The sequence below is a fragment of the Capnocytophaga genosp. AHN8471 genome, assembly GCF_016806945.1.
Classification (GTDB): Bacteria; Bacteroidota; Bacteroidia; order Flavobacteriales; family Flavobacteriaceae; genus Capnocytophaga; species Capnocytophaga periodontitidis.
Map to the genome: position 1 here is coordinate 1 of NZ_JAESPJ010000008.1, position 15,202 is coordinate 15,202.

Annotated in this window: 12 protein-coding genes; 7 read left to right on the plus strand and 5 right to left on the minus strand. The window is 39.9% G+C overall.

The window, feature by feature from the left end; genetic code table 11:
• Nucleotides 1–223 precede the first annotated feature (223 nt).
• From eno to JMN12_RS03990, 7 genes are all read left to right on the plus strand, one after another.
• Nucleotides 224–1,516 carry a phosphopyruvate hydratase gene (gene eno / locus JMN12_RS03960; protein WP_203081153.1) on the plus strand — a complete coding sequence of 431 codons (1,293 nt, stop codon included), beginning with the start codon at nt 224–226 and terminating at the stop codon, nt 1,514–1,516.
• 465 nt (nt 1,517–1,981) lie between these two features.
• On the plus strand, nt 1,982–2,740 hold the full coding sequence (locus tag JMN12_RS03965; protein WP_203137326.1) for a carboxypeptidase-like regulatory domain-containing protein: 759 nt from the start codon (nt 1,982–1,984) through the stop codon (nt 2,738–2,740).
• Nucleotides 2,741–2,933: 193 nt separating this feature from the next.
• The gene (gene rpmH / locus JMN12_RS03970; RefSeq protein ID WP_002669412.1) at nt 2,934–3,092 is read left to right on the plus strand and encodes a 50S ribosomal protein L34; all 159 of its coding nucleotides are present in this window, start codon (nt 2,934–2,936) and stop codon (nt 3,090–3,092) included.
• A 95-nt stretch (nt 3,093–3,187) separates the two neighbouring features.
• The gene (locus JMN12_RS03975) at nt 3,188–3,949 is read left to right on the plus strand and encodes an MBL fold metallo-hydrolase (RefSeq protein ID WP_203083993.1); all 762 of its coding nucleotides are present in this window, start codon (nt 3,188–3,190) and stop codon (nt 3,947–3,949) included.
• A gap of 72 nt (nt 3,950–4,021) precedes the next feature.
• The gene (locus JMN12_RS03980) at nt 4,022–4,513 is read left to right on the plus strand and encodes a lipocalin family protein (protein WP_002680690.1); all 492 of its coding nucleotides are present in this window, start codon (nt 4,022–4,024) and stop codon (nt 4,511–4,513) included.
• Nucleotides 4,514–4,532: 19 nt separating this feature from the next.
• Entirely contained in the window at nt 4,533–5,222 is a 690-nt protein-coding gene (locus JMN12_RS03985) for an OmpA family protein (RefSeq protein ID WP_203083994.1), read from the plus strand.
• Nucleotides 5,223–5,422: 200 nt separating this feature from the next.
• Entirely contained in the window at nt 5,423–6,673 is a 1,251-nt protein-coding gene (locus tag JMN12_RS03990; protein ID WP_198466216.1) for an aspartate kinase, read from the plus strand.
• Nucleotides 6,674–6,750: 77 nt separating this feature from the next.
• Here JMN12_RS03990 and JMN12_RS03995 read toward each other — a convergent pair whose 3' ends face one another.
• From JMN12_RS03995 to JMN12_RS04015, 5 genes are read right to left on the minus strand one after another with little or no spacing between them, the layout of a single operon-like run.
• Nucleotides 6,751–8,151 carry a BT_3987 domain-containing protein gene (locus tag JMN12_RS03995; RefSeq protein WP_203137328.1) on the minus strand — a complete coding sequence of 467 codons (1,401 nt, stop codon included), beginning with the start codon at nt 8,149–8,151 and terminating at the stop codon, nt 6,751–6,753.
• A 1-nt stretch (nt 8,152) separates the two neighbouring features.
• Nucleotides 8,153–9,340: a DUF1735 and LamG domain-containing protein gene (locus JMN12_RS04000; RefSeq protein WP_203137330.1), complete on the minus strand. Its 1,188-nt coding sequence runs from the start codon at nt 9,338–9,340 to the stop codon at nt 8,153–8,155.
• Nucleotides 9,341–9,345: 5 nt separating this feature from the next.
• Entirely contained in the window at nt 9,346–10,227 is an 882-nt protein-coding gene (locus JMN12_RS04005; protein ID WP_203137332.1) for a glycoside hydrolase family 18, read from the minus strand.
• 23 nt (nt 10,228–10,250) lie between these two features.
• Nucleotides 10,251–11,795 (minus strand): SusD/RagB family nutrient-binding outer membrane lipoprotein, encoded by a 1,545-nt coding sequence (locus tag JMN12_RS04010; RefSeq protein WP_203137342.1) that lies wholly within the window; start codon nt 11,793–11,795, stop codon nt 10,251–10,253.
• A gap of 15 nt (nt 11,796–11,810) precedes the next feature.
• A complete protein-coding gene (locus tag JMN12_RS04015; protein WP_009413363.1) occupies nt 11,811–14,945 on the minus strand; it encodes a SusC/RagA family TonB-linked outer membrane protein in 3,135 nt (1,044 codons plus the stop codon).
• Nucleotides 14,946–15,202 lie beyond the last annotated feature (257 nt).

Consider the following 15,202-nt stretch of genomic DNA (forward strand, 5'->3'; position numbering starts at 1 on the left):
AAATTCGTGAGATAATAAAAAAAAAAAGGACTTTTAAGCACTCCTAAATTCGTGAAAATTCGTGTAATTCGTGGGAAATTAAAAATATTTTGCTAATTGTTAAATAATTACTTATGCCGAACTCACGTTAAATTAGCAAGTAGCTTTTGCATTACAAAATTTGCTAATTATCACATTGACTAATTTTCTAATTAAATTCGTAAATAATTAAATAACAAAATATATGAGTATTATTGTAAGCGTGCACGCACGTCAGATTTTGGATTCAAGAGGAAATCCAACCGTAGAAGTAGATGTAGAAACTGAAAATGGTTTCCTTGGTAGAGCTGCTGTTCCTTCAGGAGCTTCAACAGGTGAATACGAAGCTGTTGAATTGCGCGACGGCGGTAAAGATTATATGGGTAAAGGCGTACTTAAAGCCGTTGCCAATGTAAACGATATCATCGCGGAAGAAATCGTAGGTATGGACGTTTTCGAACAAAACCTTATCGACAAAACAATGATCGAGCTCGACGGTACTCCTAACAAATCTAAATTAGGAGCTAACGCTATTCTTGGCGTATCATTAGCGGTTGCTCGCGCTGCTGCCGAAGAACTCGGTTTGCCTTTGTACCGCTATGTAGGTGGGGTAAGTGCTCACACTTTGCCTGTACCTATGATGAACATCATCAATGCTGGTGCTCACTCCGATGCACCTATCGCTTTCCAAGAGTTTATGATTATGCCTGTGAATGCTAAAGACTTTTCACACGCTATCCAAATGGGTTCAGAAGTATTCCACAACCTTAAAAAAGTATTACACGACAAAGGTCTCGGTACTGCTGTAGGTGATGAAGGTGGCTTTGCCCCTAACTTCAAAGACATCGAAGATGCACTCGATTCTATCAAAGAAGCTGTAAACAAAGCTGGTTACAAATGGGGTGAAGATATCAAAATCGCCTTAGACTGTGCTTCTTCTGAGTTCTACAAAGATGGTAAATACGACTATACTATCTTTGAAGGCGCTAAAGGTAAAGTGCGTACTTCAGCTGAACAAGCTGACTACTTGGCTGAATTGGTAGCTAAATACCCTATCATCTCTATCGAAGACGGTATGGATCAAAACGACTGGGATGGTTGGAAACTCCTTACTGACAAATTGGGCAAAAAAGTACAATTGGTAGGTGATGATTTGTTCGTTACTAACGTATCTATCCTTGAAAGAGGTATTGCTAAAGGTATTGCAAACTCTATCCTTATCAAAGTAAACCAAATCGGTACTTTGTCTGAAACTATCGCAGCCGTAGATATGGCTAACCGCGCTGGTTATACTGCCGTAATGTCTCACCGTTCAGGTGAAACTGAAGACAATACTATTGCCGACTTGGCTGTAGCTTTGAACACCGGACAAATCAAAACTGGTTCTGCTTCACGTTCCGACCGTATGGCGAAGTACAACCAATTACTCCGCATCGAAGAATCTTTAGGTTCAGTAGCTTACTATCCTAAAGAAAAAGCCTTCAATGTGAAGAACTAATAACCTCACAAAGAGACTGTCCAATAAGTTGCAAAATCGTATTTGCATCGCTACACTTTGCCAAAGTCTAAAACTTTGGCAAAGTGTATTATTCTGATAATCAATTATTTTTAGAGTGTGTTATGTAGGAAAACCAGCGATAGCTGGGTATGTGCTGCAAACGCCCACACCGATAAAACTTTTTGTACAACCTCTTTATTAATATAACGTCAGTTCGATATAACAGAACATTGATTTACAGCTTTGTAACATAATATATTCACAAAATAATTCACCGTCAGGTGAAAATTCGTGAGATAATAAAAAAATAAAGATTTTTATACACTCCCAAATTCGTGAAAATTTGTGTAATTCGTGGGAGATTAAAAATATTTTACTGATTGTTAAATAATTACTTACATCGAACTCACGTTAATATAATAAATCCCTATACACCTCTTTTTTTACCCTTAAAAAGAATTAATTATGATGAAGAAGATATTGTGGTTTTGTATGTTGTTGTTTGTAAGTACGCTGGCAGCTCAAGAAACTGAGTTGCACGGACACGTGTATAGTGTGCAGAACAACAAACCAATGACTAATGTACATATTTTGAACCTCAACAAAGTACGAGGAACCACAACCAATGAAAAAGGAGATTTTACCATTAGAGTAACAGCTAATGATACGCTTTATATATCTTTTTTGGGGTATAAATCTACTAAAATAAGGATTACCAATGATATGATAAAATTCCAAGGGCTTAAAATAGGTATGACCGAACTCGCCTACGCCTTGGAAGAAGTCGTCGTTACCCCTTATAAACTCACCGGATACTTAGATATCGATGCTAAAAATGCTCCTATCAACAACAATACACGCTATAGCGTTTCGGGCTTAGAAATAGGTTATGAAAGCCGTGCTAATGCTAGTGCTGTAGGGCGCGTACTCAGTGCCGTAATGAACCCCGCCGACCTGCTGAGCCGCTCTTTTAGTGCCAAAGGAAAGGAAATGCGCAAACTGAGAGAGATGCGCAAAGATAATCAATTGAGTGATGCCCTTTCTACCCGTTACGACCGCGAAACTCTATTAGAACTCTTGCAAGTAGACCGCTCCGAACTCGAAGAAATCATCCGTTCTTGCAATTATTCTAACGACTTTATAATGACCGCTAACGACCTCCAAGTACTCGAAGCCATCAGTCAGTGTTACGAAGAGTACAGAGTCTTACACAAGAAAAAATAAAGAGGTGTAATAACAATTTTATTTCAATTAAATCATTGTAAAATAAAGATTTAACAGTTTCTTACCTCTTACCCTTTACCTTTTACCTATAAAAAATTTTGTCATTCCAAAAAAAAGATGTACTTTTGCCCCGCTATTGATAAAATAGAGAGACAAAGTATCATTTTTAATAAGATTTTAAGATTAACAAGCAATGAAAAGAACATTTCAACCTTCAAAAAGAAAAAGAAGAAATAAACACGGTTTCAGAGAACGTATGGCTACTGCCAATGGTAGAAAAGTATTAGCACGCCGTCGCGCTAAAGGACGTAAAAAACTAACTGTATCCTCAGAACCACGTCATAAAAAATAAACCTTTTTATAAGGTAAAAAGTAAGAGGTAAGAAGTAAGAGCCAAAGTTCTTATTTCTTACCTCTTATCTAATACCTAACACCTGATACCTGAAAATGAAGATTACTTTCCTCGGTACAGCCACTTCTCAAGGAGTCCCTGTAATAGCAAGCGACCACCCCGTTGGTAAAAGTACAAATCCTAAAGACAAACGCTTGCGCACTTCGGCTCTCATCAGTTGGGAGCATACCAATATCGTCATAGACTGTAGCCCCGATTTTAGACAGCAAATGCTCACTAACAACGTGCAGCACTTAGAGGCTATCCTCTTTACTCACGAACACGCCGATCATACCGCTGGTATGGACGACATACGCCCTTTTGTGCGCCTCCAAGGTGATATGCCTATCTATGCTCTCAAACGCGTAATCAACGAGTTGAGAGTCCGTTTCGCCTATATCTTTGCTACCGAAAATAGATATGAAGGAGCTCCCTCAGTAATTGCTCACGAAATAGATAGTACACCCTTTAGTTTACACGGAAAAATAGTGCAACCTATACACGTAATGCACGGCAATTTGCCCATTATAGGCTACCGAATTGAAAATTTCGCTTACATCACCGATGCTAAATATATAGAAAACAGCGAAATAGAAAAACTGAAAGGGGTAGATACCTTAGTGTTAAATTGTTTGAGAGAACAAGCGCACCCTACCCACCTCAATCTATCGGAAGCATTAGAAATTATAGCACAAGTACAACCCCGCCGTACTTTCCTCACTCACGTGAGCCAAACATTTGGTTTTCACGATGAGATTCAAAAAAAACTACCCAAAAACGTATTTTTAGCTTATGACAATTTAGTAATAGAATGTTAATATTTAGTTAATTGTTATGGAAGTTATCAATAAAAACTGTATTTTTGCCCCCAAAACAAAATATTTATCAAGATGAGAAAAATTGCACTTCTATTTGTAATGGCAGCATTGGTAATGGCTTGTAAGAGCTCTAACTCTATGACTGCTAAACCTAAAGAAACTAATGTAGCCGACAAAGCTATCAAAGGTGAATGGACTCTACAGTCTATTACTTATAGCGAACAAGGTAAGTTTGATGTTACCTTATTGAACGATACCTCAAAAGAATGTTTTGAAGGTAGTACTTGGAAATTTGTTCCTAACAACAACCGCGGGCACTATACTATCAATGCAGGTGGTTGCTCTACAGGACAAAGAAACTTCATTTTCGTAGTACAACAAATCGATAAATCTACCGGATATTACGATTTCTTGTTGAAACCTACTAATGAAAAATACAAATCCGAAACCAATGCAGGTATTCGTTTGCACTTAGCAAGCATATCAGAAAATGCTATGGTATGGGAACAAACCGTAAGAGTAGATGGCAAACCTTTTGTGATCTCAATGAACTTTGTAAAATAATTAAAAACCATAAGAAAAAATGAAAAAATTCGTAGTTTTAGCCTTGTCAGCAGCCGTGTTGCTTACCGGTTGTGAGGCATACAATAATACAAACAAAGCACAACGTGGAGCTGTAATTGGTGCTGCAGGGGGTGCTCTGTTAGGAGCTATCTTAGGTAACAACGTCGGTAACGGTCAAAATAGCGAACTCGGCGCAGTACTTGGTACTGTAGTAGGTGGTGCAGCTGGGGCTGTTATTGGTCACCAAATGGATAAACAAGCTAAAAAAATTGAAGAAGAAATCCCTGGTGCCGATGTAAAACGCGTAGACGATGGTATCGTGGTTACTTTTGACGAAAACAACGGAGGTGTTTACTTCGATACTAACAAGTACAACATCAACGAAAAATCAAAGCAAACCTTAGATAAGTTAGCGGCTATCCTTAAAGAATACCCTGATACTAATGTGTTAGTAGCTGGTCACACTGATAGCGTAGGTAAAGATGAGTATAACTTAGGTCTTTCACAACGCCGCGCACAAGCTGTTACTAACTATTTTAAAAGTAAAGGTTTAGCAGGCAGTCGTTTTACTACCAAATGGTACGGTGAAAAAAATCCTGTAGCAAGCAACGATACTCCTGAAGGTCGTGCTAAAAACCGCCGTGTGAATGTGGTAATCGTTCCTAACGAAAAAATGAAAGCTGAAGCTAAAAAACAAGCTGGACAATAAAAACATAACACTTCAATAGAATAAGCGTTGAGTATCCCTCAGCGCTTATTTTTTAGTTATAGATATAACAACAAATTATCTAATTGACTTTTTTCGCTTTTCTCTTTTCTCCTTTCATTAAAATACACTACTTTTGCCTTGTCAATTTCGGTAAAAGGCTTTAGATATAACTCTTACCTCTTACCTCTTACCTAATTAAAATGCAGATATTCAAATTTGGAGGTGCCTCAGTGAAAGATGCTGCAGGCGTGCGCAATGTCGCTAAAATATTAGAAAATGTAGGCTATGCCAATACCCTCATCGTCATTTCAGCTATGGGGAAGACTACCAATGCTTTGGAAGTGGTAGTGAACAGTTATTTCAAAGAACAAGAAAAACTCGCCGAAAGTATCCAAGTGATAAAGGATTTTCACTATCATATCATTCGCGAGTTATTCACCGATGAAAATCATCCTGTGTACTGGAAAGTCGATGGGCTTTTTGCCGAACTCACTTCCTTTTTAGAACGCAACAAGTCACCGAAACACAGTTTTGTGTACGACCAAGTAATTTGTTTTGGCGAGCTCATTTCTACCACTATTATCAGTCAGTTTTTGAATGATAATGGTATTAAAAATACTTGGATAGATGTGCGTAATCTCGTAAAAACCGATAGCAACTATCGCGATGCCTCTATTGATTGGGAAGAGACACAAAGTAATATCCGCACCCATATCAACAAATCACTGCTAAATATTACTCAAGGATTCTTGGGCAGTGATGCCAATTTCTTCACCACTACTTTAGGGCGTGAAGGCTCCGATTATACCGCTGCTATCTTTGCCTATTGCCTCGATGCCGAGAGTGTAACAATATGGAAAGATGTGCCAGGGGTGCTCAATGCCGACCCTCGTTATTTTGAACATACTGAGCTCTTACACAAAATCCCGTATAAAGAGGCTATAGAGCTTGCGTTCTATGGAGCTTCGGTGATTCACCCTAAAACCTTACAACCCCTACAACAAAAGGAAATTCCTCTCTATGTACGTTCATTTGTAAATCCTACAGCCGAAGGAAGTGCCGTGTGTAATGTTCCTGAATTAGAGCCTAAAGTACCTTGCTTTATCCTCAAAAAAGACCAGATATTACTCTCGCTCTCCTCTCGTGATTTCTCGTTTATAGTGGAAGAGGGTATTAGTTATATTTTCAAGAGTTTGCACAAAGCACAAATGAAAGTGAGTGTGATACAAAACTCAGCGATTAGTTTCTCGGTATGTGTAGACAACAAGTTTGATACCTTGGCAGAACTATTAGAAAAATTAGAAGAGCGTTTTAAAGTCTCAGTAACCGAAAAAGTAACACTTTATACCATTCGCCACGCCACTCCAGCAGCTATACAAACAGTAGAAATGGGAAAAACCGTATTACTCAAGCAAGTAGCTGCCGATACGGTACAAATAGTAGTAGCATAAATAAAGTAGTATAGCATAAATAAAGAGGCTGCCCCCAATGCAAGGGCAGCCTCTCCTTTTTATAAAGTAATAAAGTATTACCTATCTCTAGGACCTTTATGGTATTTACCAGAAAAAATACAATCTTCACCGTAGAATAACCTAGTAGCAGTACTTAGGCTTCCAGTTACTCGTCCTGCTGCTATACTATTTCCATTGATATTGTATATCATCATCATTCCGAAGCAATCCCTTACATTAGGTTCTGCCGACCAATTTATAGCGTAAGTTCCATTGCTAGCATTAACAGACATTTTTCCGTATTTTTCGTTAGGAAGTCCTACAAAAGAAGTTTGATTTCTACCATAATCTGACCAGCTATAATCTAAGTAGTCCTTTGCTCCTTTACCATGTTCATCAATATCACTATAATATAACCTATGTCCATAGTCATATAAGGTAAGGAGTTTGTCGGGCATTACTTCTTTCATAGCCCTCATAAACCACAAAATAGATTCATTTCCTTTCTCAGGTTTTTGTTTTAGTTTGTAGTAGTCTGCCCATTCTTCGTCTATGTCGTAACCGTCAAAACCGTACTTATCGGCATATTGTTTGCAATCGCGAGCAAACTCAAGAGCTTCTTCATAGTTTTGGAAGTTATAGTAACCTACCCCTTGGTGGTTAGGCAAGATATCTACTACTACTTTAATTCCCCTATCTTTCAACGGTTTGATATACTTATCGGGGTCTTTGAGGATAGGTTGCAACTTGTCGTTGAAAGATAAATAGCGTTTGCCTTTTGGAATATCGTAGTTCATATTAGCAGCAAAAAGCACGACTATGTCAAATACTGGCTTTTTGCTATCTTTAAGTATAAACTGACCCATATTGCGGATATCCCAGTCGTTAGTCTCTACATAAGCGACCATTTTCATAGGTTCCTTACGGTCGGGGCAGCTATAGCTTCCGGGGGGCATAGGTTTTTTAGAGGTTTCGCTAAGAGCAGAATATTCTCCATCTTTATGCACTTTTACCAAATGGAATGCTTGCTGTCCTGCCATCTCTACTTTCAAAGGGAGCAAATAGTCGCCATAATCCAAAGAAGCAAAGTTTTTGATGGTAAGTTTTGCTTCAGCCTCAGTAGCCCCTTTGGTATAATTGCTACCTTCAAAAGTATAATTAGCTGAAGGTAACAAACTATAGTCTGAAACTCCTTTGAAAGCGTTGTAATCTTTAACGATTTTTTCCATAGAGCCAGTAAGCAAAGTAACAGCACCCGCATCGGAGGCCGCTTTTCCTACTTTGGTTACAAAAGTATAAGCACCATCGGCAGAGAGGTTTGTTACTTCCTCTTGAGGAGCCGTTTTGTAATACAAGGCACTGCCTTGGCTGTTCATAGTATTGTTCTCGGGTTGAGGCAATTCTATTTTATCCTTGTCGCAAGCGTACAGCAAGGCTGCACCTATCATTATATTAGCTATGATGTATTTTGCTTTCATATTATTCAGTTATTTTTACACCTTTTTCTTCTTCGTGTAGTTTAATAGTTTGTCTACCGCCTTTATTAGCTTGACCTTGTAGGGTAAGGAAGCGGTTGTTACCCGAAGCGTCAGGAATTTTATTCTCTTTCACTTCGTTCATTTTCCAATAAGCGTACAAGCCACTTTCAGTAGGATTTACTTCGTACATACCGTCTTTAATTTGTTGGGCAGTACGAGCTACACTCCACAAGCGGAGTTCACTAAAGCGCGCTACAATACCGCGATAATCACTCCAACTCTTTCCAATGTAGAAAGTACTAAGACTTCCTGAACTGTCAAACTCAGTTACTTTCTTACCATTTACATAGGCGATAGTTTTGCCGCCGTCTACTACCAAAGCGATATGATACCATTGGTTAGTTTTGAATTTTAGCCCTATATCTTGACCGTTGGCTTGCAAATGGTCGGGGTCTACACCATTATCACCAAAGCGCAATAAGGTTCTCCCTTCAGTACCCATAAAGGTAGAAATGCCTGCTTCCCCATTGTCACCAGGACCTCTAAACTTCTGTATATTGATAAGTCCTTCCATAGTGAAGGTATAACCAATATCACTAACGCTGGAGTATCCTCCATTATCAACTTCCAAGTACTCATCACGAGTAACTGCTAAAGTATTTTTAATCTGACCTTTTATCTTTTCAAAGCTCACCATAAGCAGTTGAGTGTTAGGGGTAACACTTGCTCCACTCACTGAGGTGAGTCGTAAGGCAAACATATAAGCAGTATTGTCTTTCAATTCATCGGAAACGGTTACTTTGGCAGTTCCTTCGTCCGATAGTATATTACCTGCTTTGATGTTCAAGGTTTTTGTATACGAAATGTATTTAGCGGGTAACACGGTGTATTTAGTGTTGTATAAGCTGTTGTATTTGGCTACTTGGCTATCGTCTAAGGTGACATAAGCAGCCAAATTACTGTTGTTCTCTTTGAACAATTGCACTTGGTAGGCTACACTTTTTTGAGTACCTACTTCATTAGCCTGCGCCGAAAGGGCTATTGGAGAGGAAAATTCGGCAGTTTTATTACCGTCTTTTTGGAGCAATACTGCCGATTGTCCTCCTGCTTTAGCTCCTCCTCCTACATCTTCTTTAGGAGCACAAGCCGCAAGGGCGAGGAACATTCCTATGATTAAATTTCGTTTCATTATTTCTATTTTTGTTGTTGTACTTTGTGAATGATGCCTCTCAAGGTTTTGAAAGTAGTTTTACCCGAAAGGTTGTAGTAATCTTTTTCGATGTGGTAAAGGGCTACCCCAGCGCGGTTAGAGGCTTTCCAATTAACGATATCTACTGTTCGCGGATAGCGACCATCTTTGCCGTCGGGATTGAAGTTGGTGGTATCGCTAAAACCATCAGCGAGACCTTCTTCACTAAAATCGGTAGAGGGTAAATAGCGCAAGGGTTTCCACTTTTCAGCTTGATCAGTGAAACTGCGTAATAGCTCATTGTCCTTTTTGCGGAATATTACCCAATTAGCTTTCTCAATGTGCTTTGTGTCTCCTCCATACATATTTTCAACAGCAAAGAGCAAGTTGCCTTTATTAGCAACAATAGCCGAAAGTACCGCATCAAAAGCCGCTTGAGAGAAGTAGTCGCTACTTTCTTGTGGAAACTCTACACTCACACCGTTAAAACCATTGGCTTTGGCGATAGCGAGAGCATCGTTAGCTTGTTTGGTGAGCTTGGTAGTATCGGTAGTGGTAGCTGCCGAAAAGTCGATACCGAGCAATACTTTAGTCGCTTTCTTTTGTTGTACGTCTCTCAAATCGTTTTGGAGTATTTCGTCGATAGCGTTGTAGTTGTTTTTCACAACAATCACATCTAAGCTATCGGGGGTATTCATCAGGATTGCGCCTGCTTCTTTTCCCCAATTGTAGAGCATTCCCATAGTGATTGGGCGCTTGTTTAGGTCGGCTTTGTATTGGGTAAGCGCCTGAGTGTTGATTTCACGTTTGGGAGTGTCAATATCTATTGGTTCAATATCGTTACAAGCAACGGCGAGTAACGAGGCTATGAATATTAATTTTTTCATTGTGATAACATTTAAAGATTAAGTTATTTCTTCACCCACCAAAGGTCGGTAGCACCATTATCGGCACCGCCTAAATAACCTACAGCAGCGTTGCGATTGGTAGGGTTATTAGTAGTCTCTTTAGAAGAGAAAGGCAAACGGCGCATACCACCAGTGTCTTTGCCATTTACTTGGTTTACCGAAGTAATCACCCCATTGCTGCGGTTTTCTACGGGAGCCATAAGGTTAGGATAACCCGTTCTGCGCCATTCAGCCCACGCTTCGTGTGAGTTGTAAGGGTACATCGCAATCCATTTTTGAGTGATAATCTTTGATAATTTCACTTCATTGCTGGCACTGTCATCCCATTTTACGGTAATAGCTGATGAGAAAGTAGGGTTGTTGTAAGCACTTTGTCGAGGGTCGTAATAAGCACCACGAACACTAGTGTTACTCAAGTAATTTCCTATGGCAACATTGTGTTGAGCGAATGATAGTTCAATACCTTTTTTATACAAGTTTTCGGCGGTATCGCCTACAAAGCCCCAGCCTTTGAGTGCCATTTCAGCTTTGATGAAAGCTACTTCGGCAGCGGTAATCCACACCATAGGTGATTCTTTAGTGAGCTTAGGAGCTGAAAACTTGGTAGGATCTATTGTGATAGCAGGAGCAGCGCTTCTTAACCCGATGTATTTTTGAGGTAAGCCTGCAACTTCAGTGAAATAAACTTCGCGACGTGGGTCGGAAAAGGCATTCATATAGGCTACAATATCAGCACCTGCACGTGAGTCGTTCCAACTTACAGCTACTTTGAAAACTGAATTGTCTTGAGTTTCAAGCATAGCATTATCGGCATTTTCGGTAATCACTCCATTGGCAATGGCAAATTGAGCATACGCTTTGGCGTTAGTTTCGTCTACATCGCTCATACGTATTGCTATACGCAATAGCAAAGAGTTAGCGTATTTCACCCATTTGGTCATATCACCTTTGTAAACAAGGTCAAAATCGGCATATTGGCGATCGGATGCATCTACAGCTTTCAAGGTGTTGATAGCAGCTTTGAGGTCTTCAGCCATATATTTGTACAAATCCGATTGTTTGTCGTAAGGAGTTTGGGTTTTACCAGCTTCCATTTTGGAGTAGGGTAGAGGGCCATAACTATCGGTAAGCCAATGAGTGATAGCTACGCGCAACACAGTACCCCAAGCAAAATAGTATTTGCTCATATCGCCTTTAGAATAGCTTTTTAGGGCAAAAAAGGCAGGATAGAGATGCTTGGTATAAGTGTCGTCGAACACATAGTCAGTCCAACCTGTACGTGGGTTATACACAGGGTAATCGGCTTGGAATTTAGGTTGTGAGGCATAACCTGCATACGGAGTAGCGGGCAGGTCAAAACACATTTGGTAAGAGTTTTCCTGCTGAGGTACTACCAATTTTTGCAAGGCAACGAGCTCATTTCCTCCTTGTGGGATTCTACTAAGCTGTTCATCAGTAGCTCCGTAAGGGTTTGTGTTGAAATCTTTAAAATCTTTAGTACAGCCTACAGCGAGTAGCGCTAATACAGGGATAATATATTTTTTCATTCTTTTTGCGCTTATTTAAAAGTTTGCTTTGATACTAAAACCATAGCTTCTAAGGCTTGGCAACATAAAGTAGTCTAAACCTTGAGCGTAGTTACCAGTAGATGAAACGGCTTCGGGGTCGAAAGGTGCTTTGCTATAGAGCATTGCTAAGTTTCTACCTACTATCGAAAGGGTAACATCTATTTTATCATTCACGAGTTTGCGAGGCAAACGGTAAGAAACATAAGCTTCTTGCAAGCGGAAGTTAGTAGCTGAATAGGTGTAGTATTGAGCGATACGTCCTTTTCCGCGTTCTTCAAAGTAACTTTGGGCAGGAACTCTGTAACCATTGATATTTACGCCTCCTGCATCGCGAGCCTCAGCCGATTCTTTAGAAACACCGTAGTGGTCTAAGGCTGCTTGAGTCATAGAAATAGCAACCCCACCGATACGTCCAGCCAGCATTGCACCAAAGCCTATATTACCAATATTGAAATCGTTGCGCCAACCTAAGTTGTATTTAGGTAACACGCTACCTAATTTCACATAATCGTTGAAATTGTTATAATTCTGTACACTCACACGACCATTTGAATCTAATAACAAATTGCCATCGGCATCGCGTTTGAAATCGTTAGAAGCGTATACATCGCCTAAAGTACCTCCTGTTCTAAGGATATAGCGAGCACCACCAATACCTCCTTTTTCTAAGTAACTGCGACCTTCGCGTTGCCCAGTAACGGGGTTGATGTAATCTTCAACAAGCGACATAATTTTGTTTTCGTTGTAGCTCATTGTAAAGTAGCTGTTCCAGTTGAATTTATCTTTGATTTTCAAATCGTAACCCAAGCCCACTTCAAGTCCGCGGTTGCGTACATCACCTGTTTGCAAGTAGATACCGTCGTAACCTGTAGAAGGTGAAATCTCAGCCTTGATAGTTTGGTTGTAAGTGTTGGTTTGATAAACGGTAGCATCAAATGAAAGAGTACCTTTGAGCCATTTGGTAGCGATACCTACTTCGTAAGAATCAGTGCGTTCAGGGCGCAATTCCCCGATAGGAAAATACGAAACGGCTTTCCATACTTTAGTATCTTCGTTGAAAGTGAAAGTAGGGGTAGTGAGTTCTCTATCAAAAGGAGAAGCTACCGAACTGAAGGCTACACGCATTTTAGCAAACGATAGAGTATTGTATAATTTAGCTTTCTTTTCAGCTGAAAGCAAATCGGTAAGTACTCCTGAAAGTCCCACTGAAGGATAGAAGAAAGAAGATTGTGGAGAGTTTGCTAATTGTGAAGCCCAATCGTTACGACCAGTGAGGGTGAGGTAGAGCCAACTGTTGTAACCTACTTCCAAACTACCAAAAATAGATTGAGTTTGTTCGGTATAACCTGATTGGTAAGGGCGAGTTTTAGCAGCACCTTGGTCGATATTGAAAGCGTTGAATACGTTAGGAATACCGTCTTTGCGCAAAGGTCCTTTATAGCCTAATTCGTCATAACGTGTGTCTTGCAAAGAAGCCCCGATATTGGCTACTAAAGAGAAACGACCTACACCTTCCCATTCAAAATTCTTGTTGAGGTTCGTTAGAACATCTAAGTAAGTTTGTTTTTCATAACCACGAGCAATACCAAAATAACCTGTTTTGCTCATATCCAATAGCGACAAAGTAGAAGCATAACGTTTGTCGGTGCTGGTGAAGTTGGTGTTATCGGTGCGCACACGACCTGAAATATCCCATTTTTCAGTAGGGCTCCATTGTTTGAGGTCGAGGGTAACGCCCAAAGAGAGCATATTGCGTTCGCGTTTGCTTTCGCGCAAGTTGCGATAAGCTACCCAATATGGGTTTTGCAAAGTGTAATCACCTGCAAAGCTACCGTTGAAAGTACCGTCGGAACCAGCTGCAAAATCCCCCCATACTTGTTCATAAATATGATTAGTAGGGTTGTAACGTTCAAACTGACGAGCGCGTTGCAAACCGTAACCACGAGGCATCAAATAAGCACCTACTAAGGGGTTCATATATTCCCCTTGGTTAATCATATTGAGGTGGTTTTGGAGAATGTAGCTCGCTGAAGCGTCAATGCGCAAACGGTCGTTAAGCAAGTGGGTAGTGTTGCGCACTGTAAAGTTGTAGCGGTTGTAATGGTTGTTAGGTACCAACCCTTCGGCATTGGTAGAAGCTGCTGAAAAATAAGTTTGATTCTTTTCAGTACCTCCAGAAAGCGCTACCGAATTGGTAAGGGTAGTGGCAGTTCTAAAGAAGTCCTTCACATCGTAACGACTGGCATCGCTGGGTAATTTAGCTCCCCAAGAAGTTACTTTGCCATCACTGCCATAGCTGTTTTGGAATTCAGGTAAGAGAAAAGGATTGGCAAATTCAGTGTTTGAAGATAGCTGAATGTTCATTTTGCCCTCTTTACCTTTTTTAGTAGTGATAAGGATTGCCCCATTGGCAGCAGCCGAACCATAGAGCGCAGCAGCCGATGCCCCTGTAAGTACCGTCATACTTTCGATATCGTCGGGGTTGATATCAGCAATACTTTCGGTAGTTCCTTGTGAATTGAATCTACCGCTACCTTGAGTAGAAGTGGTGGAGAGCATAGGTACGCCGTCTACCACATAAAGCGCGTTGTTGCTTTTTTCAATAGATTTAGCACCACGCATCACTACTTTGGTAGCACCTCCTACACCTGAAGAACTGCGGTTAATCGTTACCCCCGCTACTTTACCAGTGAGTGAGTTGATAAAGTTTGCATCTTTCACTTTAGTAAGTTCTTCGGCGTTTACCTGTTGTACATTGTAGCTCAAAGCCTTTTGTTCACGCTTGATACCTAACGCCGTAACTACTACTTCGCCAAGTTGTTGCGCTTCTTCTTTAAGGACGATGTTTAAAGTAAACGTCCCTTTTTTAGTATCAACCTTTTTAAGCTGAGAAGCATAGCCTATAGAACTAAATTCAAGTACTTCATTAGGAGCGACTTGAATTTCGTACTTCCCATCAAAATCGGTTGAAACACCACGAGTTGTCCCTTTGACAACCACACTCACCCCAGGAAGGGGCAGTCCATCGTTACCTGTAACAGAACCTGTAACAGATACTCTCGTTTGTGCCATTGCTACAGTGCAGCATAGTAACAAAACGAATAGCAACATTGATTCTTTTACTTTCATTTAATAAAAATTTATTTTCGACAAAGGTAGGAAGTTCTTAATAAACTGCCAAATTTTAACGAATAAATTTATTAACAAAATTTAAATTTTAACATTTCGATTTCTGTAACCTTTTATCAATCAATCGAAAAGAATTTAATTGAAAAAGTGCTTTTTCAATCTAAAAAATACAAAAATCGAAAAATAAAGGTTTTTTTGATGGAAATATTTTAATTATTTTTTAAGAAAAAGATATTACCATCTTATGAAAAAATAAG